At 58.8% G+C, this 21,778-nt stretch carries 16 protein-coding genes; 8 read left to right on the top strand and 8 right to left on the bottom strand.

What is annotated here, in order from left to right; translation table 11 throughout:
- Window positions 1–39 precede the first annotated feature (39 nt).
- Complete coding sequence (locus HKN06_04835) at window positions 40–1,140, top strand: esterase-like activity of phytase family protein (GenBank protein NNF60642.1); 1,101 nt, start codon at window positions 40–42, stop codon at window positions 1,138–1,140.
- 26 nt (window positions 1,141–1,166) lie between these two features.
- On the opposite strand, the gene HKN06_04830 is transcribed toward HKN06_04835, so the two are convergent.
- Window positions 1,167–1,859, bottom strand: coding sequence for a DUF899 family protein (locus HKN06_04830; GenBank protein ID NNF60641.1), 693 nt, complete (start codon window positions 1,857–1,859; stop codon window positions 1,167–1,169).
- Window positions 1,860–2,039: 180 nt separating this feature from the next.
- Between HKN06_04830 and HKN06_04825 the strand changes: the two genes are divergently transcribed.
- The gene (locus HKN06_04825) at window positions 2,040–2,432 is read left to right on the top strand and encodes a hypothetical protein (protein ID NNF60640.1); all 393 of its coding nucleotides are present in this window, start codon (window positions 2,040–2,042) and stop codon (window positions 2,430–2,432) included.
- A 49-nt stretch (window positions 2,433–2,481) separates the two neighbouring features.
- Here the strand turns inward: HKN06_04825 and HKN06_04820 are convergent, their stop codons facing one another.
- Window positions 2,482–4,230: an acyl-CoA dehydrogenase gene (locus HKN06_04820; GenBank protein NNF60639.1), complete on the bottom strand. Its 1,749-nt coding sequence runs from the start codon at window positions 4,228–4,230 to the stop codon at window positions 2,482–2,484.
- A 206-nt stretch (window positions 4,231–4,436) separates the two neighbouring features.
- Between HKN06_04820 and HKN06_04815 the strand changes: the two genes are divergently transcribed.
- Together HKN06_04815 and HKN06_04810 are read left to right on the top strand one after the other, a co-directional pair.
- Window positions 4,437–5,183, top strand: coding sequence for a C26 family cysteine hydrolase domain-containing family (locus HKN06_04815; protein ID NNF60638.1), 747 nt, complete (start codon window positions 4,437–4,439; stop codon window positions 5,181–5,183).
- A 163-nt stretch (window positions 5,184–5,346) separates the two neighbouring features.
- Window positions 5,347–5,934: a hypothetical protein gene (locus HKN06_04810; protein ID NNF60637.1), complete on the top strand. Its 588-nt coding sequence runs from the start codon at window positions 5,347–5,349 to the stop codon at window positions 5,932–5,934.
- Between the two features lie 292 nt (window positions 5,935–6,226).
- On the opposite strand, the gene HKN06_04805 is transcribed toward HKN06_04810, so the two are convergent.
- Together HKN06_04805 and HKN06_04800 are read right to left on the bottom strand one after the other, a co-directional pair.
- Window positions 6,227–7,315 carry a hypothetical protein gene (locus HKN06_04805; GenBank protein ID NNF60636.1) on the bottom strand — a complete coding sequence of 363 codons (1,089 nt, stop codon included), beginning with the start codon at window positions 7,313–7,315 and terminating at the stop codon, window positions 6,227–6,229.
- A 186-nt stretch (window positions 7,316–7,501) separates the two neighbouring features.
- Entirely contained in the window at window positions 7,502–9,544 is a 2,043-nt protein-coding gene (locus HKN06_04800) for an outer membrane beta-barrel protein (protein ID NNF60635.1), read from the bottom strand.
- Window positions 9,545–10,102: 558 nt separating this feature from the next.
- On the opposite strand from HKN06_04800, the gene HKN06_04795 reads away from it, so the two are divergent.
- Window positions 10,103–13,135 (top strand): c-type cytochrome, encoded by a 3,033-nt coding sequence (locus tag HKN06_04795; GenBank protein NNF60634.1) that lies wholly within the window; start codon window positions 10,103–10,105, stop codon window positions 13,133–13,135.
- Window positions 13,136–13,439: 304 nt separating this feature from the next.
- Here HKN06_04795 and HKN06_04790 read toward each other — a convergent pair whose 3' ends face one another.
- Window positions 13,440–13,868 carry a polyketide cyclase gene (locus tag HKN06_04790; protein NNF60633.1) on the bottom strand — a complete coding sequence of 143 codons (429 nt, stop codon included), beginning with the start codon at window positions 13,866–13,868 and terminating at the stop codon, window positions 13,440–13,442.
- A 105-nt stretch (window positions 13,869–13,973) separates the two neighbouring features.
- Window positions 13,974–16,712 (bottom strand): PEP-CTERM system TPR-repeat protein PrsT, encoded by a 2,739-nt coding sequence (gene prsT / locus HKN06_04785; protein ID NNF60632.1) that lies wholly within the window; start codon window positions 16,710–16,712, stop codon window positions 13,974–13,976.
- A gap of 345 nt (window positions 16,713–17,057) precedes the next feature.
- On the opposite strand from prsT, the gene HKN06_04780 reads away from it, so the two are divergent.
- Entirely contained in the window at window positions 17,058–17,744 is a 687-nt protein-coding gene (locus tag HKN06_04780; protein NNF60631.1) for a PEP-CTERM sorting domain-containing protein, read from the top strand.
- Window positions 17,745–17,787: 43 nt separating this feature from the next.
- Here the strand turns inward: HKN06_04780 and HKN06_04775 are convergent, their stop codons facing one another.
- Complete coding sequence (locus HKN06_04775) at window positions 17,788–18,153, bottom strand: hypothetical protein (protein ID NNF60630.1); 366 nt, start codon at window positions 18,151–18,153, stop codon at window positions 17,788–17,790.
- A 252-nt stretch (window positions 18,154–18,405) separates the two neighbouring features.
- Between HKN06_04775 and HKN06_04770 the strand changes: the two genes are divergently transcribed.
- Window positions 18,406–18,867, top strand: coding sequence for a DUF4440 domain-containing protein (locus HKN06_04770; protein NNF60629.1), 462 nt, complete (start codon window positions 18,406–18,408; stop codon window positions 18,865–18,867).
- 42 nt (window positions 18,868–18,909) lie between these two features.
- Here the strand turns inward: HKN06_04770 and HKN06_04765 are convergent, their stop codons facing one another.
- Entirely contained in the window at window positions 18,910–19,908 is a 999-nt protein-coding gene (locus HKN06_04765) for an ATP-grasp domain-containing protein (GenBank protein NNF60628.1), read from the bottom strand.
- 114 nt (window positions 19,909–20,022) lie between these two features.
- On the opposite strand from HKN06_04765, the gene HKN06_04760 reads away from it, so the two are divergent.
- Complete coding sequence (locus HKN06_04760) at window positions 20,023–21,642, top strand: cation:proton antiporter (GenBank protein NNF60627.1); 1,620 nt, start codon at window positions 20,023–20,025, stop codon at window positions 21,640–21,642.
- The last annotated feature ends 136 nt before the right edge of the window (window positions 21,643–21,778 follow it).

Genomic DNA, 21,778 nt, shown 5'->3' with positions numbered 1-21,778 from the left:
AGACTGTGCTGGCAATACCGGCTGACGGGGAACAGCGCAATGGATAATCAACCGATGTCGTCGCGACCGGGCTGCTGGCTTGTTTTGCTGCTTGTCTGTACCGGTTGCGCGCATCCGGTGACTGATCAGGGCAACGGGATCAGGCTCGAATATCTCGGGCAGGCGACGTTCCCGACCGGCTACGAATACAAGGGCACAGCCGTCGGCGGGCTGTCCGGAATTGACTACGATCCGGCAAGCAACAGCTATGTTGTTATCAGCGACGACCGCGCAGCACGTGGTCCGGTGCGTTTCTATGAAGTCACCATCGACCTGGCCGATGGCAGCCTGGAAGAGGGCGATGTCGTATTCAGCGGCGTAACGTCAATCCAGGACCGGGACGGGCAGTCATTCGCAGTGGGTGCTGTTGATCCGGAGGCTGTGCGCGTCGCCCCGGACGGTTCGCTGCTCTGGGTCAGCGAGGGCGATGGCCGCAGCGCACCGTTTGTGCGGCAGATGCGCCGCACTGGCGAGTTTATCGCCGAGCACCTGCCGCCGCCGTACTACACGCCCGGCGCAAGAACCGGTACGCGCGAAAACAAGGCCTTTGAAAGCCTTGCGCTGAGTCTGGGCGGCAAGCGGATGCTGGCCGCGACTGAGAATGCTCTTAAACAGGATGGGCCCGCTGCAACACTGGAAAATGGCAGTCCGGTACGGCTGTTGGTCCTGGACAACGCCAGCGGCAGGCGCCAGGCAGAATATATTTATGTCACCGATCCGGTCGCCGAAGCGCCGCGGCCGGCCAATGGTTTTGCCACCAACGGGCTGGTGGAGCTGCTGGCAATCGACGACCGCCAATTAATCGCGCTGGAGCGCTCTTTTTCACGCAGCCGCGGCAACAGGATCCGGTTGTTTCTTACCGATACAGATTCGGCTGTCGATGTTGCCGGGCTGAAGTCGATCGCCGGTCACGACATCAGGACGATGCCAAAACAGCTGCTACTGGACCTCGACGAGCTCGGCGTCAGGCTCGACAACATCGAGGGTATGTCGCTCGGTGCGCCACTGCCGGACGGCTCGCGCACGCTGATCCTGGTGTCGGACAACAACTTCAACCAGCTCCAGCTCACCCAGGTTCTTGCCTTTCGCCTCGTTGAATAAGCGCAGGGCCGCTGCTGCTTTTCCTGTCAGTCTTTTGGCAGGTAATGCTCTTCAAGGTATTTCGAGCGGAAGTCCTGCGGCGGCGTCATGCGGTCCGGCCGGCCGTCGGGCGTCATATCCATCAGGTTCCAGTACGCCCACACCATGTCCATGCTGTTGCCCTGCATCTCGGTGCCCCAGAAATGATAGATGCCGTCGTCGCGTTTGGTGAACACATGCATTACCGGCCATAGCGACTTGTCGTCATCGCGCGTCTGGCAGTGATAGTCGCGCAGGTAGCGCGTCTTTTCCGCTGAAACCAGCGTCAGGTGCTGCCAGCCGCGCGAACGCGCCCAGTCATTCAGCTGGCCGTGGGTCGCCGCGGTTACCACGGCAAAAGCTGCATCGTGCGTCACCGACATTGCGGCACGCTCGAAGCCGTCAACAATAGATGTGCATGACAGGCATGGCTTGTCCCAGTTGGGTCCAAACATGTAGCTGTATAAAAGGAGTGTGTTCTTGTCACCAAACAGCTCGGACAGCCGTATGTCCTTGCCCGGCGCGGGGTCATTGGCGCTGACAAAAACATAGTCCTCCGTGATCTTTCCGCCACGCGGCAGTTCACGGCGCTGCGACGCAACGGCCTTGACCTGTGCCGCCAGCGACTTCTCGGCTTCCAGCAGCGCGTCGCGAGCCGCGCGATACTCCACGCTCTCATTGGGGTATTTCAACTCTGCCATCGTTCTGCCCGCCCCTGTGACGTTTGCCTGAACCAGAAGCATAGCTGTACTTTCCGGGGCCTGTCGCGGCAAAAACCCGTCGCGCAATCAAGCGGTTGCCCGCTAGGTAGTTGCCCTGATTAACGCCGTGGTGTGCTGGTGGAAGCATGAAGGCAGGACAGCAACACAGGAGGTAGTGCCATGAGGTACATACGCTGTGTTTTCCTGCTTATTGCCTGTGCGCTGCTGCTGGCCGCCTGCCAGGCAGGCGTCAGGCCAGACGCAGTCACGGGCATCTATTACCTGACTTCAGTCGACGGTGCTCCCATTCCGGGCAACGTGACGCACGACGGCGTTGATCTGTTTATCTCGTCCGGGACCTTCATCATCAGTGCCGACGGCACCTGTCTGAGCGTGACAGATTTTGCTCCGCCGGGTGGCGACACGATGCGGCGCGAAGTACACGCGAAGTACGTGGTCGAAGACGGCCGGCTAGCTATGACCTGGGAAGGCGCCGGAGTGACCCACGGCAGCGTCGACGGCGACACCTTTACCATGGATAACCACGGCATGATCATGGAGTACAGGCGATAAGCAACGGGGACAGTACATGTACCGATATACATGCACTGTCCCTCCGATATCAGCCCTTGGCTGTAGCGGCCAGCGGTACCTCGCCCGGACCGCGTGGCTCTTCATTCATCTGGTAGGTGCCATGCAGCGGGAATACGTGCTTTTCCCAGACATGGTTGAAACGCGCCTGGTCGACGGCCGGGCGGCGGATCATTCGCCGCAGCAGCATTTGCTGCCGCCGTGTCGTTTCCGGTTTGCCGTATAGCTGCAGCGCGTAGCGGGAGAAGTCGCGCACCATCACGTCAAAGATCTGGTCGAGCACTTCGTCATCAATGCCGTATATCGCCGCGTTCTCGATGATCAGCTGGCCATATACAACAAGGGTGAACAGCTCGCCCAGGTTGAGCAGGAAGTCGATGTCCTTTGCCTGCTGTTTGTCCGGCCGTGCCACAGCCAGCAGGGTTTTCAGGTAGCGAATCTGCTTTTTGAACACATCGACATTCGGCAGACTGACGCTGGCGTAAGTCTTGCGGTAGTCATGAAAGCGAATCTTGCCTAGTCCGCGCGTTGGCCCCTGGTTGAACAGGAACTCGTCGTCCACCGGCTCGTCACGCTGACCCACTTCGGGAAACTCGCCCGGCTTGAAAAAGTAGTTGGCCATGAACTTTATGATCAGCGCCATATTGACATGCACGGTGCCTTCCAGTTTTGGCAGGGCGCGAATGTCGCGTGCTGCCATCTCGAAGTACATGTTTCTTTCGAAACCCTTGGCAGCGATGACGTCCCACAGATGATCTATTACGTCTTCGCCCTGCGTTGTCACCTTCATTTTCACCATCGGGTTGTAAAGCAGGTAGCGGCGGTCATCCGGCGACGCTGCGCGCATGTAGTCCGAGGCACGCAGCGCAAACAGCTTCATTGCTACCAGCCGCGCATAGCCATCGACAAACAGCTGACGCACGTGCGGGAAGTCAGTGACCTGGCTGTTGAACAGATGGCGGCCAGCCGCGTGGTCGATGGCTTCGTAAAATGCATGGGTGCTGATGCCGATCGACGCCCAGCCGAGGTTGTACTTGCAGAAATTGATTGTATTGAGCGACGCATCCCAGGCTTCCTGGCCACGCGACAGGATGTCTGCCTCGGTGATGGGGTAGTTATGCAGCGCGAACTCCGCCACGTAGTTCTGCGAATTGCACACGTTTTGCACGCATTCGTATTTTTCATGGCGCGGGTCGACGACAAAGAAAACGTAATCGTCGGTGCCGTCGATCTTGCCGAATGTTGACACCAGGCCGGCCGCGTTGGCATTGCCGATGTAGTATTTTCGGCCGCGCGCCAGGTAGCTGCCGTCGTCCTGCGGGACCAGTTTCATCTCCGATGAATAAATATCGGCACCGTGCTCCTGCTCCGACAGGCCGAATGCGAATACGTGGCCGTCACGCAACAGCTGAACGGTCTTTTTCTTTACCGCCTCGTTATCTGAAATCCATATTGGTCCCAGCCCGAGCATGCTGACCTGCCAGGTGTACCAGTACGCCAGGCCATAAAAGCCGAGAATCTCGTTAAACTCACAGTTACGCCAGCTGTCCCAGCGAACGCCTTCCCTGCCGTTGGCGTAACGGCCTGGTGTCATCAGCTTTGCAAACAGCTGTTCACGACCGGCAAACTCGATGAAATCGGCGTACCACACGCGTTCGTGGTCGTCTTCCTTGATGCGCCGCCGGCCCTTGTTCTCGAAAAATTCGATGGTCTTGCGCATGATCTCTGCCGAGATCTCGTCGGGATAATGGCGGTTGTGTTGGTGCGGATTCAGCAGCATCGGCGTGAGCTCCCAGTCGTCGGAGATATAGTGTAACCACTTTGCCGCCCGCTTCGGCGGCAGCGGACGAAAGCGCCGACACAAGGCTGCAAATACTTGCCTCTGCGATGGTTTCCCTGCATTCGAGCATGCCAGCAGCGGATCGCCAGCGCAGAAGGCAGCCGGCAGGGTTTGAGCGTCGCAGCCGGCGGCGCTATCGTGAGCCTATGCGTCGCCTCCTGGTATTCCAGCACGTACCGTTCGAGATCCTCGGCATCTTTCACCCGATGCTGAAGGACCGTGGTTTTCGTATTCGCTACGTCAATTTCGCGCGCACGCCCCATGCACAGCCGGACGTAGAAAAATACAACGGCCTCATTGTGCTCGGCGGGCCAATGAACGTTGACCAGCACGAGCAGTTTCCCCACCTGGAATTTGAGATAAGGGCCATACGCCGGGCAATGGACTGCGGCATACCGGTGCTCGGCATCTGCCTCGGTGCCCAGCTGATTGCTCGCGCCAGCGGTGCGACAGTCACTCCCGCGCCCGCGCCCGAAATAGGCTGGTATGAAGTCGCGCCCACCGCCGAGGCTGCGGCGGACCCGGTCCTGGCGCCGTTGACCATGGAACGACAGATTTTCCAGTGGCATGCGGATACGGCGGAGTTGCCTGCCGATGCGGTACACCTCGCATCATCACCGCTGTGCGCCAACCAGGCGTTTCGCCTGGGCGACAGAACCTATGGCTTCCAGTTTCATCTGGAAGTTGACCAGCCGCTCATTGAGCGCTGGCTCGAGGTGCCGGTGCATCGGGAAGAGCTCGCAGACCTGCGCGGGCTGATTGACCCCGACGAAATCCGCCGCGCGACAGTGCAGCATATCGCCGACTCTCACGAGCTGGGGCAGGCCATATTCGGCCGTTTTATCGAGCTGTTCGGGCTGCCGGCGCGCCGCCGGCTGCTGCGTCACCGGTAAGGAGAGCCCGGCAAGTCGCAGAAATATCAATTAGTTGCTACATATGGGACAGTACGTCCCATTTCGTGACACAGCCATTTAAGGGATACTGATCCGACATAAGGCGATCAGTCGCAAAAGTGACCTGCGCGCCAAATAATGAACAGACAGAGAGTACCCAGACATGAACCTCAGGACTTTAGCCGGCGTAGCTATCGCAGCTGCATTGATAAGTGGCCCGGTATCGGCCGCCGTGACCAACCTCACTTTTGTCGGTGGCTGCCCGACCGGCGAAGAAGACGCCGAATGTTTTAGCGCCGGCAACGCGACCGTTGCCAACGTCGCTTTGATCCTGGGCGTAGGTCTCGACTCGGTGGTCCAGGTGACGAGCGGCTACACCATAAACGGCATGGATGGCTCGGCCGATAATGACTACAATACGAATTCCGGAACGTGGTCGATCTCCGATAGTTCGATAACGCACCTGGCCTTCAAAGCCAATGGCTATTTCATTCTCGGCAGAGTAACCGGGACGAGCGGTGACTGGTCCAGCGACATCACGATGTGGACACCGGATTATTCGTCGGTTATCTGCCCGGCCGGTATCTGTAATCCGGATGCGCGTCCCTACACCCTCGCCGATTTCCTCAACGAAGGCGGCAATATTTCGGACTTGTCGAACGTGAGAGCGTTTTCGGTAGTGCCGATTCCTGCGGCAGCCTGGCTGTTTGCATCGGCCCTCGGCCTGCTTGGCTGGATGCGTCGCCGCTAAGTGGGAGCGGCTTCCAGCCGCGACTACTTGCGACCTGTGTGGGAGCGGCTTTGTGGGAGCGGCTTCCAGCCGCGACTACTTGCGACCTGTGTAGGAGCGGCTCTGTGGGAGCGGCTTCCAGCCGCGACTACTCGCGATGGGTTCCCGTAGGAGCGGCTTTAGCCGCGAATGGAGTGCAATCATCTTTCGTCAACGCGGTCAGCGTCGCAGTTGATGGTGGGTTGGCGGTGAAAAGAGTCGAACCGGCCAGGCCGCTTCAACGATTGTTCCTTGATGCATTTTGCCGCGAACGTCAGTTCTTCTTCCGCCGGAATAATACCGGCAGCCTGTTGCTCTGCGCATAACCACGGTTCAGGTAGCGTTGGTAACGGCCGTCACGCAGCAACTCGCGCTTTAGAAAAGCCGTGGCGTACAGATTGGTCAGCGCATGCGCCTGAGCAATCGGGATCAGTTCAGGCGCACAGCCTTCCGCGGAATTACCCAGTAAAAAGTCAATCAACGACGGCGGCACGCCCGCGCCAACCAGCACTTCAGCAAAAACACAGATGTTGGTGAACGACTGGTGTCCGCCGTCAACGATATCCACGCGGTAGCGCAGCCCTTCAAACAGCTCGAAGGGTCGCGCGCTCTGCGGTTCGACCGGCGTCGTGATATCGGCCGTCCCGCCCAGGATCAGAGCGGGTATCGAGATACCGGCGAGCTCATCGTCCGACAACAGGCCGGAAGCCGGTGCGATCGGCGCGATGACGCGCACGCGAGGATCGGCGGGCGTCACTGCAGTGCCTGCGGCGGCCGCAATGGCAGTATAACCGCCAAAAGAATGGCCCATAACCGCGATCTGCTGCGGGTCCAGGCGCCCGTCAAAACGATCAGCCGGCGAGGCGTTGCGCGTCAGCATCCAGTCAATCAGGAAAATGACATCGAGCGGCCTGTCGACAACAATCTGTTCGAACGGCGCCTCGGTGCCGAAAACCAGGTCGGCCGCGGTATTGCCGGCATGATCGGGTGAAACCACGATAAAGCCATGGCTTGCCAGGTGCTCCATCAAAAAGAATGACTGGTAGCGAATGCCAAACGAGCCGTGCGAAAAAATCACCAGTGGCCGGGTGCCGGCAACCGACACGGGCGGAGAATCAATTGCGATGTTCGACGCCAGCGAAGCGAAAACCAGGTTGTATTCCGACAGCGTGCCGGTGGCGTCAGCAGCGTCCACCGGGTACCAGACATCAACGGTCAACTCGCGATTACGCATCTTGTCGACGACGGTTTCGGTTACGCGGCCGACTGCCCAGGGTCCGGGCAGCTCAGGCGGATCAATGCGCGCGGCAGCCGGCGCGGCCAGCAGCAACACCCAGACTACAAGTGTCAGGTAACGGTACACGGCGGGCCCCCTCGAAAATAAGGCTTTCGCCAGTATACCTGACAGCGGAAGTTGTCCTGTTGGCGCCTCCAGTATGGTTATTAGTTGCCTATGCTGCTGCGCAGCAGCGCCCCGCAGGCCCGCTCACGACAACGATAAAAGAAGCCCCGCTTTTGCGGGGCTTCTAAACCACTTGCAGTCATTCGGTCAGAAACCAAACTCAACGCCAATTGAAAAGAGCGTTGCATCGTTGCGGGACATGGCGAAACTTTCGTATTCACCACGAACCGACCAGTTTGGCGCGATCTCATAGCTGGCGCCTACACCCCAGGTGATGTCGGTGCCATCGTCGCTGACTTCAGCGCTGCCGGTGCCGCCGCTGATTAACTTGGCTTCAGCATCGGCATCCCAGGAGAAGAAGCCGATTTTGGCAAAAACCGAGCCTTTATCGTTCAGCGGGTAGCGCCCAACACCACTGATGGCGAGACCTTCCGCCAGGTATCCATGCACCATTGCCGTATCAGCAACGACCATGCTGACTTCAGAGTCTTCAACGGTGGTGCCGAATCGTGATTCGATCTCGCCGAGATCGACCCAGGCAACTTCCACCGCCCAGTTGGGCGTGAAGTTGTAACCACCGAACAGTTTCATGCCGGTATCGGTATGGTCTGTATCGACCATATTGATAGTCCAGCCCTTCGCGGCCATGCCAGCGCTAAGGTCGCCGGCATCAAAATCGCCATCGGACCAGCCAAAACTCGCGCCGGCATACCAGTCACCGCTCTGTGCCTCTGCCGGATGAATCATTATGACCAGTAGCGCCGCCATCATGGCTGCGCCAAGGATCCCCGGCGCCTTCGCTGTGCGTCCGACGCGTCGAATCAGGCTTGTCAGGCCGGTGGTCATCAATGCCAGTAGCTCGATAAGCCCGAGGCTGCCTCCGCCCTCACCTTCACCTTCGATAATCAAGTCGACAAAGGTAACAGGCGGCGTCTCGCAGACGTTCGTGTCATCACTGGTAGTTGTCGGCGGTGTCTGGTCGCTTTCTATGGTGACGCTGTTGGTTATCATCGAAAGCGGCTCACCGGTCAACTGCAACGTTAACTGATAGCACTGTTCCGCAGAGCCAGCCGCAAGAGTCGTGATTGCCCATTCAACGCGACCGGTCGAGACCTCAGTGCCGCCGTCCGTTGCCGACACAAAGATAGCATCAGCCGGAAACTCATCGGCGATCATGACGTTGGTCGCATCGAACCCGTTGGCATTGTCGAAGCAGACGTCATAGCTGACATTTCCGCTCATCACGATGCAGTCGCCTGCCGCTTCGTCCAAGCCGTCATCCTTGCTCAGGTTGAGCGGGTTAAACGACACTTCACCGAAGGGTATAACGACGCCGGTCACGTCACCGCGCGCGTCGGTCTCGTCCAGCAATACGAATGGTTCGCTGCTGGTATTCCACACGGTCAGGTCGTCGGTAGCAGAACTGGTACCACGACTGGCGAAAACCAGCCCGGTTGCCGCATCAACTGCCAGACCTACGACGCCGTCACCGGTGTCGCTTACGCTCTGCGTGACTTCAGTATCGGTGTTGACATCGTACTTGGTCAGCAAGTCAGAGCCGAATATCGATCCGGTGTAGACGAACCCGCGCAGAGGATCTACTGCGATTCCAACCGGTTGATGGGCTGGCATGAAATCGCCTTGCTTGGAGAAGGTTGCCGTATCGTAGTAATGCACCAATCCGCCAGCGGGCCCCCTGTTTGCCGGTGTGCTGGCAAAGGGGTCTGCCACGTAAAGGAGGTCATTGATTTCATCGAGCGCGATGCCATATAGCGCGACCGCTTCCGGCAGATCGATCGGGAAACCGGCAGCGAGCGCCAGGGTGGTATTCAGCGCATCCCATTCATAGACGTACAGTGTCGGCGTATTGCGATCTATCGTGTAAACGAGCTCGAATTCCTCGTCATAAGCAATGCCGGCCAGGTTGGATGCACCGGGTGCCGTGGCCTGGCTCAATACTTCGAAAGTCCTGGCGTCAACCAGCTGAATGACATTCGAAACCTCGTAAGTAATGAACAGGGTTTCTGACACCGAATCAAGCGCGATACCAACGGCGCCGCCAGCCAGTGCCGGAACATTCGCGGTTGCCTGGAAGGTAATCGTGCCGTCCGGGTTGATGTTGTAGGTTTCTATCGGGGTGGGGCTGCTGTTGATATCAGCGATCAGATAGACTGATTTCGCAACTGCCATGCCCGGTAGCGCTACAAGCGCGGCTGCACAAAGTATCAATGCAGCCCTCTGCGCACATCTGCGGCCCAGGCTGCCTGGGCTGTGGTTCAAGACATTTTGTGTTTTCATGATATGCCTCCTTTCTATAACCTCCAAAAATGTGCTTCCACACCAGTCAGTATGCGCTGCTGCTTTGGGTCGCTAATGAGGGCAAGCACTTATGCTCAGAATTTCAGATGAGCTTGAGATAACCCGCGCCAGCCCCAATATCTGACGACGACTGTTTCTTTTTTTTCGGCCACACAAAAAGAATAAGCCCGGCTCAATTCACATCGGCATCAGGACTCCCCGCACGCACGAATGTCGTGAGTCGCGATGACGAAAACATCGCGCCGGTCCGTCAGCTTTTGAACAATGCTCGCAGCACAAACCCGCCCCGCGGCGACGCGGTCTTTGCGGGACGTTTGAGCAGGGCAGGGCGAGGCTATAGCCACAGAAACAGGGAAAAGCGAACAAAATGACAGCGCTGTCACTTTTGCGTAATATAGCGCGCTCGAGTAGCGAAACGAAGAGACTCTGATGAACGAGCGACTAATGCCACCAGTTCTGGCCGCCCTGCTGACAATGGTCATGACGACAGCAAATGCAGCCGACAGCGACAGCGACGGCGTCAGCGACGCCGGTGACAATTGCCTGCTGGTGGCCAATGCCGCTCAGCAGGACAGCGACGGCGACAATATCGGTAACGCCTGCGACGCCGACTTCAACAATGACTGCGTAGTTGACCTGCAGGACCTGGGTTTTATGCGGTCGGTATTTTTGACCGGTAACGCGGAAGCCGATCTGGATGGCGATGGTTCCGTTTCGCTGGCCGACCTTGCCATCATGCGCGGGTTGTTCCTTGGCACGCCCGGCCCCAGCGGCTGGTTCACGGCCTGCAACAGCGCGACCGAACTGGCAGCGACAGCAACTTCAAACTCGGAACTGCAGCCGGCCAGCCTGGCGGTAGACGGAAACATGTTTACGCGCTGGGAAACGGTACATGGACTTGATCCCGGCATCCTGGTTCTCGACCTGGCGCAAAGCTATCCATTGACGCGTGTTGAGATTTTCTGGGAAGCAGCCAACGCCGGCACTTACAATATTGAAGGCTCCAACGACAACGTGTCGTGGGATACGCTGTCTACCCAGACCGGCGGTCAGTTTGGTGATCGCACCGACATCGTCGACATCAACGGCACCTATCGTTACCTGCGTATGAATGGTCTGAGCCGTAGCCCGGGTAACATCTATGGCTATTCGATCTGGGAGATGGATGTATTCGGTGACGCGGGCGCCGGCATCGAGATAGATGTCGATGTCGATGACGACGGGGTGGTTGATTCCGTAGACCTGTGCCCGGGCTCACCACCGGGTGCGACGGTCGATTCAAGCGGCTGCGAAATCGTGGTAAACATGAATGAGGTCGCAGTAGTCGACGGCATACTGACCGGCGGCACCGGCTCCGCCTTTCCCGGCTATGCACTTTATGTGTTGGATAATGATCTGGGTACGGGCGGCAGTACCTGCAACGGCGGCTGCGCGACGACCTGGCCGCCGCTGCTGGTCGCTGATGGATCCGCGTCCGGAGTACCCGGCCTGTCGACCATTACACGTGGCGACGGCACATCCCAGGCTGCGTTCGAAGGCAGGCCGCTGTATTTCTATTCCGGCGATACCGCCCCCGGCGATATCAATGGCCAGGGGTTGGGCGGCGTCTGGTGGCTGGTCGAATACATCCAGCAGTTTCTGCCGCTGTTTGATGAAACCACATTGCTCGAGCCGGAGCTGCAGGAAGACACACCTGCCGCTCTGATAACGCGCCTGGCTGACCGTGCGCGCGATCGGCATGCCCGCGAGGCGCAGTTCCAGGCTTACGACCACTACCTGTCGTTTTACTGGGAGCATCGCACGGCCGAAATAGAAATTGTTGACAGTGTCGGCAGGGGTGGCAACACCGTTACCTTTAATGTCACAACCGAGTGGCCACTTAGTCCCACAGAAGCTGAGTTGCGCTTTTTCCACCTGCAAGCCGCCGTGTACGCCGACAACGGCATCATGAGTGCCGTGCCCGAGCTCGACGTGCCGGGAGAAACACGCAGGCACTACACCCGCAGCGCAGGCTTCAACCCGTTGACGGGCTCAGCCTTGCAGGTGGGCGATCGAATGGAGTTCGAGCTCAGTCAATTTCTGACCGGAACGCCGAACGGGCGCGACAATTACTATGGCACGGCCATCCTCTATATTGTCGGCCAGGGTGTGGTGCCCTGGGAGGCGCAGGGAGCAGCGCAGAATTCATTTCCCATGCCTCTGGCAGGAATGATCGGTGGCGACACGACGCTGAACTATCAGTATTCAGATGAGCCCGACAATCATTTCCTGCAGATGCCGACCAACCTGTCGAACATTAACGGCCAGGTTTTCGTCGAGGGCCGGCGCGTGCACCACACGGATTTTGGTGATGGGTCCCACAACGAAGCGCCGGAGAATGACGGCTTTATCGAACTGGCCGGACTACTCGGCACCAACTACATCAACCGTTCGTGTGTGTCCTGCCACGCGAAGAACGGTCGCGCACTGCCACCGGCGATAAACCAGCCGTTGCGGCAGTACGTGGTTCGAACCGGCGATGACAGCGGCAACCCGGACCCGCTCACCGGCGCCGTACTGCAACCTTTGTCGACTAGCGGCAGCCCCGAGGGCAGCGTGACTATTGCCAGCTGGACCGAAAGCAACGGCCTGCGTTCGCCAAATTTCGCATTCACGCCGGGCACGCCAGTCAATTTCTCCGCACGCATCGCGCCGCAGCTCGTTGGATTGGGCCTGCTGGAATCGATTCCGGAGACCGAAATCGAAGCCATGGCTGACCCGGATGATGTCAACGGCGACGGAATTTCCGGTCGCATGCACCTGGTAACGGATCCTGAGAACGGGCAGACCCGGCTGGGCCGCTTTGGCTGGAAGGCAAGCCAGGCGAAATTGAAGCACCAGGTGGCCGCGGCGCTGAATACCGATGTCGGCGTCATGACGTCGCTGCTGCCGAGCCCGGACTGTGGCTCAGCACAAAGCGGTTGCGGCCCGGCCGGCGGCGAACTTGCAGACGAGTACCTGGAAAAACTAACGGCCTATATAGCGCTGCTCGGTGTCAGTGCGCGGCGTGACCTGGATGATACGCAGGCATTGCAGGGTGAGGCATTGTTCAACAGCAGCGGTTGTGCCGCATGCCATGCCGCCAACCTGCAAACCTCACCGTATCACCCGCACGCCGAACTGCGTGACCAGACCATTCATCCGTACACGGACCTGCTGTTGCACGACATGGGTCCCGGGCTGGCTGCAACACTGGCGGAAGGCGATGCATCCGGCGCCGAGTGGCGCACCGCGCCGCTGTGGGGTATCGGCCTGACCGCCGGTGTCAGTGGCGGCGAAGCCTATCTGCACGATGGTCGGGCCAGAAATCTTACCGAGGCTATCCTGTGGCACGGTGGTGAAGCCGAAGCGTCAAAACAAGCATTTGAGGGCTTGAGCCAGAGCGAAAAAGACGCGCTCATCGCGTTCCTCAACTCCCTGTAGCAGCGGCTTTGTGGGAGCGGCTCTGTGGGAGCGGCTTCCAGCCGCGACACCTCGCGACGATGTCTCGTGGGAGCGGCTTTAGCCGCGAATTGCCCGGGACCATGCTTCGACGCAGCAATCAGCAGCGTCGCGGCTGATGGTGGGTTGGCAGGGTAGAAGGAGTCAAACCGACCGGGCCGGTTCGACGATTGTTGATGATGCAGCACGCGGGGTTTGTTCGCGGCTAACGCCGCTCCTACAGGAGGGTTCCGGATCGCGCGGGGTTGGCGGGTTTCGGATTGCGCGGGGTTTGATCGCGGCTGGCTTAGGTCACATGTGCATCAGGGTGATGGTCTGCGACCACGTTCAATTCAATGCCGTGCTCGAGCCAGGCCTTTGCCGCCGCCAGCAGGAAGGTAAAACCGCCCATCGAGTCCATTGCCATCGGCACCACCGCTTCGTCGTCGCCGTGAAAGCCACTGACATTAATTGCGACCAGCGTCGTGCCGTCGTCACGTCCGTCAAAACTGAACTCGACAGGGTGGGCTGGATCATGCCATTCGATCAGTATGCGCGCGTTGGTCTCCATCGCTTTCACGCTGACCGGCGCGACGGCTCCATACATCTCCCATTCCCAGGTGACATTGGCACCCGGCTCGAGCCGGCCGCTGCTCCTGGTAAACCAGAACTTCGTCGTAATTGCCGGGTCAACGAAGGCTTCGTAGACCTCGCTGACGGGCTTGCGAATAAGCATCTGCTGCCGGACTACCGGCTGTTGTTTCAATGCCATTTCCCTGTCTCCGCAAAGGCTGCAGGGAACAGTCTACTTATTTTTCAGCGATCGCGAAAAAGCCAATGGCTACTGGCCGATCTGCTCCAGCAGTGAGCGGGCCTCGGTGATCTCATCGAAGGGCTGTTCGGATGCGACCAGGGAGCTGAGCAGCACACGGGCTTCATCCACTTCCCCGCTTTGCGCCAGTCCGGCAGCGAGGTGATAGCGAATTTCCGGGGCAGTGGGTAGCTGTTGTACGGCCTTGCGCAGCAACGCATTGCCGCGCGTGGTCTGGCCGTTTTGCACCAGCAGCCAGCCCAGCGTATCGGTGAAATTGCCGATGTGCGGGCTGTGGTCATGGGCCCGTTGCGCCATCTCCAGCGCCCGTTCGTCATCAGTCAGTTTGTACAGCACGGCCAGGTTGTTCATAACCATTGCGTTATCGGGGGCCAACTGAAGTATCTGCTGGTAATGCTCGATGGCTTCGACATATGCGCCTTTACGGTGGAGCAGGCCAGCCAGTGCCTGCCGCACCCGCCAGTCGCCGGAGTGGGCTTCCAGCCGATCGCGCAAGACTCTTTCCGCATCGCCGGATCCTGCGCGGGCCAGTGCGCGAAACTGGCGGATTGTATTTGCTTCGCTCGGATCAGCTGTTGCAGCAGCGGCGAAAGCCTGCGCTGCAACGACAAATTTGCCTTGCGCCATCAGGGTTTCGCCGAGCAGCCGATGCCCTTCTGCACTTTCCGGGTTGGCCGCAATAACCTGCCGCGCAAGCTGTTCTGCATCATCGTATTTCTTGAGAGTGAGGCTCAGTTCAATTGCTACAACGGCATACTCAATCTTGTGCGGTGCCAGCCTGATTGCACGCTGCATGGAAAACAGCGCATCGCGTTCGCGATCCGCCGCGCGGAACGCGTGCGCCAGGGCGGCATGTATCAGGGCAGCATCGCGGGCATGTATCGAGGCGTCCTCGAGGGTCGCAATTGCGTCGCGATATTCTTCACGCCGCATTTGCGTTGCGCCCAGCGCCAGTAGTGCGCGCGGGTCATCGGTATGAAGTTGGACCGCCTGTTGCGCTGTTTCGTAGGCACGTTGAACATTATCCTGCTGCAGGTACAGCGACACCAGACCAACCAGCGGCAGCAGCGAGCCCGGGTTGGTTTCACGCGCACCTTCAAAGATGTTGATGGCCTGTCCAACGTTTCCCTGACGCCTCGCGAGAACTGCCAGCGAGGTAATTGCTTTCAGGTTGTCTGGCTGCAATGAATGGGCACTTTGAAAATAGCGCTCCGCGGCATCATGGGCGCCGCTGCGAAGCTCCACTTGCCCGGCAAACAACAGAGTCTCGGCGTCCGCGGGGCCGGAATCCATCACCTGTTCCATGACGCTGCGTGCGGCAGCCTGGTTGCCGGCATCGAGATGTATTTCACCAATCAACAGTTCCAGACTGCTGTTGTCGGGGTCGCGTTTGTGCAGCGCGACGCCGGCCGCCAGCGCCGCCTGGAAATCGCCCCTGCGACGGTGTGCCTCCAGCAGCAGTCGGTCCAGCGGGTCGGCGATGTCGACTGAACGCGGGATGGTTGCCAGCACAGCCAGGCCCTCGTCAGGCTCGCCGGCAGCAAGATAGGCCCGGGCCAGTTCCAGCTGCCAGTAGGTGTTGTCCGGGTCCGACGCCGCGGCCTGTTCGAAGTAGTCGAGCCATCCGGAGTGTTTGTGCGACAGGCGGGTAGCACCACCCAGCAATGCCTGCATTTCCGGAGACTCGCTCGCATCCCGGGTAATCGGCGCAAGTATTTCCAGTGCGGTGTCGCCTTCGCGTTGCGCCAGCAGTGTTCGCGCCAGCTGCATGCGCAAATTGGCATTGTCTTCATCCAGCGCCAGGGCCTGACGCAGGTACGATTCAGCCAGGTCGAACCTTTGCTGTTCCAGTGATAACAGTCCAAGTTGCGACAGCGCGCCGAGGTGATACGGCAATGCCGACAGGGTGCGCTGCAGGTGTTCTGCCGCCTGGAGCGGGTTGCCAGTGCGCACGGCATGTTCGCCCATCAGGTAATGCGCCAGGGGATGCCCCGGTGAACCGGCCAGTGCCTGTTCGGCCAGTTCGCCTGCTGCATCGACCTCGCCGAGGCGCATATGAGTTTCAAACAGCCCGCTGAGTGTGGCGAAATTCTGCTGCCCGAGCCGGCCTTCCGGTCGCGCCGCTAATGCCTCGTTGAATGCCTCCTTCGCAGTGTCGAGGTTGCCGGCTTCAAGGTGAAAGCGAGCGTAGGCACGCAGGATGTCCACGTCGCCCGGCGCCATCGCTCGTGCCCGCGATAAAAACCCCAGGGCCAGGTCCGGATGACCACGAGAAAATGCAACGCGGCCCAGCCCGGCCAACGCGTGCGGCGAGCCAGGATCCATGTCGGCGACGTCACGAAAAGCCTGTTCGGCGCTGTCCAGGCGTTCGAGGCCGAGATACGCATCGCCCCGCAGCAGCAGTATGCGCGCACGGGTTGAGTCATCATTTGTCGCGCCGGTGTGAATGTCGGCGATCAGGTGGCCGAAAGCGTTTTGCAACAGCATCGCCTCGCCAAGCCGTATCACGATATCGTCTGATGAAACGCCGAGATCCAGCACGCGCTGCAGGTCCTTCTCGGCCAGCGCGCCGTCGTCCATCGCCAGCGAAATTTCGGCGCGCAGCAGGCGTCCTTCAATATGGTCCGGGTCACTACGCAGCAGGTTGTGTACGTGAATGAGTGCGGTGCGGGTGTCCCCTGCAGCGAGTGCCGCGCGGGCAGCGTCAAATGCCTGTGACTGGTCCGGCGCACCACAGCCGGCCAGCACGCATTGCACAAGCAGAATCGCAAATAATCGCTTTAAATATCCAGAGCGGAGCATGACGGTCAGAGTAAACAAACACCGGTTGCGTACTAACGCAGCATCGTCGCAGCGAGCGCGCAGTATTTATAGTGCCTGGTGCACAAAACAGGGATGCTGGTTCGCGTCAAAACAGCTGTTATGTAAATAGGTCGTTTATGTCAAACATAAAAGTTATGTCAACGGTTAAACGTCGGGTTCTTTTACAGCAGTTGTTGTAACGGTAACCACAATAGTCGCAGGGTCAAACAGTTATCGTTGCGGCATATTTCTTGCAACTGTTATCGGGTAGACAGGAGTAAATATTCGACGATGCTGAACATAACCTCAAAGGCTGCAAGATTTGCGACACTCGCGATCGCCATTGTGTCTGTAACCGTATTCGCCAATACGGCCGGCGCGAGCGCAGCGTTTTGTCCGGCAGATGTTGGTTACAGTCCGTCGATAGACGATAACGTCAGCGCCAGCGATGGCTGCCAGATTGGCTCGACAAACAACGATCGGTTGGGCGGCGACGCTTCGCAATACCAGGTCAACCAGGACATGATGTTTGGTTTTGATGACTGGATTTTTGCGGCGAAAGCAATGGACAGCGACCAGGATATGGACATTGGTCTGTCTCTCGTCGGCGACACGATCAGCGGCCAGTGGTCGATCGATGATATCTGGAACACCATGGGTGTCAGCAGCCTGATGCTGGTGCTCAAGAGCGGCAATGGCGAGCCGGATTCTTACGTCGGCTATCTCATCACGCCAAATACCACAGCTGGCGATTACCTGACGCCGTTTATCAATGCTGCCTCGGGCAACCCCAAGGATATCTCGCACGTGTCGGCGTATTTTCGTACCGCCGCGGTGACCAGCGTCCCCGAACCCGGGTCGATTGTGCTGATTGCTATCGGCCTGCTCGTTATGACCGGTCTTCTCGCCCGCCGCCGGCAGCGTCGCGCGCCAAAGTTGCTCCGGGTTCGCAAGATGGACCGCAGCCGGCTTAAATAAGCACGCCGGCAGTTATCAAGCACTGCCGCGGCCCGCTCGACTGTCAGTGGCGCCGGAAGTCGTATTCCAGCCTGAAATATTGCGGGCTCAGCTCACTGAGCGGCGCCTGCAGTTTTGCCAGCTCACTGTCCGGGCCGTGAACCTCCAGCCGCTCCAGGTCGGCAATCTGTAACGCTTCCTGCAGGGCGTCCCCCACATTTTCGAGATGCGCGAGTATGCCATCAGCATCGATGTACCCTTCGCAGCAGTGGGCGCTCTGCCCGTCAAAGCTGAAGCCATAAAACATACACTTCGGCTCGGTTTCCGTCAGTTCGACAAACCTCTCACACAGCGTTTTGAAGTCGTCGATCTTGCCTTTTTGAATAGTGAAATATGGCGCGAGAGTGCAACAGGTATCTTTGCTGGTCATGCTGATTCCTCAACAACCCCGGGTCGCAAAGACTTGAGGAATGCGTGTCACCCGAGTCTGCTCCCGCTGCGTATTGACGGTCAAGAAAGAGCCTCGCAGACAAGCGCGCGTTAACAGATAGCCGCCTTGCGGCTGGCAATTCTGTCAGCGTGGACTATGCTTGACAGGCGTGATGCATGCTGCATCGCATTCAAAACAACCATGCTGTCGCTAAAAAGACGACGGCGCACTTCATATAAAGGGGATACAGGTATGACGACAGGTAAATTCATCGCGGCATTAGTGTGCGCGATGCTCATCACCGGAGTGGCGACCGCACAGGACTGGTCCAAGGAACAGAGCGCGGTCTGGCAGGTTGTTATCGATTCATATAAGGATATCGATGCGCGTGATGCCAACTGGTCAAAGAAGTGGGTTTTTGCAGATGCCATGGTGTGGGGCAGCTACCCGATGCCACGTAATCGCGACAGTATCCAGCGTTGGGACAAGTACAATTTCTCCGGTGGGCGCAACCATGTTTCGGAATACAGCCCAACTGCCATTGTCGTGCATGGATCGACGGCTGTAGCGCACTATTACTACTCGAACGCTACCGAGGACCGCAAGGGCGAGCACGAAACCTCGCACGGCAAATGCACCGACATCCTGGCGAAAGACGGCAAGAGCTGGAAGTTCATCGCCTGGCATTGCGCTGATGCGCCCGGGGACGATTAAACCGTAAGGGAACAGGAACCCGTGTTCCTGTTCCCTACTTGTTCAGGTGTGACGCACCAGCGCGGCGCGCACCAGCCGGCGGGTGAAACCGGCGTGGCCAGCTGAATGCTGCATGATGCAAAGGTCGGCGCTGGCCAGCGCGTCATCCGGATAATAGATTCCGCAGTTGGGGTTGATCTCCAGCATGTAGGGCGTACCGTTCCGGTCGACACGGATATCGCAGCGTGCAAAACCGGCCGCGTCAAAATGACGGAAAAACTGCGCTGACTCATCACGCATGCGTTGCCCCAGGTTCCTGTCTTTGACCGGGAAGCAGGTCAGGCCGTCAAAGTCTTCCCACTTGAGCGCCTCGTGCTTGAAGCTGTCGCCCTCGGGAAAACCATATTGCATGGCCGGGTAAGTGATCGGTTCATCCGGCTTGCCCGGGTTTTCTGCTACCAGCACGGTGCATTCGATGCCGTCGATATACTCCTCGATAAGCGCGGCACCGTAGCGTGACATTATCTTTTTCGCCTGCCTTCGCAGCCCGGCCGGCGTCTGCACCTTCGAGGCCCGGCTCAGTCCGACACTGGCATAGCTGTTGTGGTGTTTGACGATCATCGGGAAACGCAGTTTTTCCGCTGCGCGTTTCAGGTCTGCTTTCTTTCGGGCAAACACGTGTCGCGGTGTGGCGATTCCAAGTTCGTGGCAGGCGCGCTTCATCTGTCGTCGCGTGGGCTCGAAGCAGTTGGAAGCAGCACCGGTAAACGGCACGCCGAGACGCTCCAATGCCCTGACCACGCCAATACCTGGCTCGTCCTCCTCCGCTGAAGCGTCGCACATATTGAAAAACACGTCGTACTCGTCGCTTTCGACCAGTGAGCGCACGGTGCGTGCTGCGGTGCGCTTTTCTTCCAGCGTCACCAGGCTCCAGTCGGCTTCGGGCAGGTGCGGTCGCGGGTCGCACGGCCAGTCGTCTTCCGGGTAGTGCTTTGCATCAAGTTCCTGGCAGGTAAGCAGGCAGATGCGCAGCCCGGAAAACCTGGAGTTTCTTGTCGCCATTGAGAATGCAGTTTACAGCGAATCACTTTGTATGTGTCAGTCCATGTTGTTTCGCAACAATTGCTCCATGTCGATCGCCTGATCGCTATCCGCGCTATCCGCGCAAGCCGCGGAATGCTGAACCCACATCGGGAAATAGTATGCCCGGTTTGTAAAGTGATATTCTCGCAAGCACGCAGAGGGAGGTTTAGCGTGCTCGCATTGTGGCTGGCCGGTGCATTCGCTATGGGTGTGCTGGTTAAACAGGTTGGTATGCCGCCGCTGGTAGGTTTTCTGGCCGCGGGTTTTGCCTTTGGTGCGGCCGGCATCGAGCCGACGCCAATGCTGCTTGAGCTTTCCGAGGCCGGCGTACTGCTGCTGCTGTTCGCTGTCGGGCTCAAACTACGCTTCAGGAACCTGGTGCGTTTCGAAGTCTGGGGCACGGCATTGCTGCACCTCGCGGTCATGGCGCTGGTGGCCGGCGCATCGCTGCACTACGTTGGCGGGCTGGACTGGCCAATCGCACTGATTCTCGGCACGGCATTGGGTTTTTCCAGCACCGTGCTGGCCGCCAAGATGCTGGAATCGCGGCGCGAACTGCGTGCCTTCCATGGCCGGGTCTCGATAGGCATTCTCATCGTACAGGATGTCGTTGCGGTGGCATTGCTCGCGGCAACCAGTGGTCACAGCCCTTCACCATACGCACTGCTCGTCTTGTTGCTGCCGCTGGCGCGGCCGCTGCTCGCTCGCGTACTGGACCTGGTTGGTCACGACGAGTTACTCGTGCTGTTCGGCGCCGTGCTCGCGCTTGCCGCAGGCGGCTGGGCCTTCGAAACGCTGGGGCTCGGTAACGAGCTGGGTGCGTTGGTGCTTGGCACGCTGCTGTCGGACCACCGCCGTGCGCAGGAGCTGAGCAAGGCAATCTGGGGACTTAAAGAATTCCTGCTTATCGGCTTTTTCCTGAGCATCGGCCTGAGTGGTCCGCCGACAACCGAGGTTTTGGTGCTTGCCGGCCTGGCCACGCTGCTGATGCCGGTCAAGGCAGCGTTGTTTTTCTGGCTGTTGCTGCGCGTGGGTTTGCGGGCACGGTCGAGCTTTATTGCTTCGCTAAGCCTGGCGAGCTACAGCGAGTTTGGCCTTATTGTCGCCAGCAATGCCACGAATGCCGGCCTGCTGGACAGCCAGTGGCTGGTTTTTGCTGCTTTGATTGTGGCTCTATCGTTTGCCATCAGCGCGCCACTCAATCGGATCGCGCACAAAATATTTGAACGCTACGAACATTTGCTGACGCGTTTTGAATCCGAGCGCCGTCACCCTGATGACTCGCCGATCTCACTCGGTGATGCCGATATCGTCATCATGGGAATGGGGCGTACCGGGACGGGCGCCTATATTTACCTGCACGAACACGGCAAACACGTCGTCGGCATCGATAATGATCCGGCAAAGATCGAGCGGCACATAGCAGACGGGCGGCGGGTAATTTACGGTGACCTGGAAGATCCAAACTTTAACGAACTGCTCAATACCGAAAACATCAGCGCCATTCTGCTGGCCGTACCAGATCTCGAAGCGAAGCTGTTCGCTTGCCGGCAGTTACGCAAGCGCGGCTTCGAGGGTTTAATCAGCGCCACCTACCTGTATGCCGAGGAGCGCGACAAAATGGCCGAAGCCGGTTGTGATGTCACGCACAGCTTCTTTGCCGAGGCCGGCACGGGCTTTGCCATCAGCACCCTGGACCGGCTCACCACCTGAAGCTGCACAAAGGGGTCAAGTCTTCGCATTTCCCATTTCCCATTTCCCCCGGGGGGAATGGGAAATGGGAAGACTTGACCCCTTTGTATTTGCCCCAATAACTATAGAAGAGTGAACATAAAGCCGCGTAGAGGTG

The sequence above is a fragment of the Gammaproteobacteria bacterium genome (assembly GCA_013003425.1).
Taxonomy (GTDB): domain Bacteria; phylum Pseudomonadota; class Gammaproteobacteria; order Steroidobacterales; family JABDKV01; genus JABDJB01.
The sequence above is the reverse complement of the archived record's forward strand: the minus strand, read 5'-3'. Positions and strand labels throughout refer to the sequence as shown.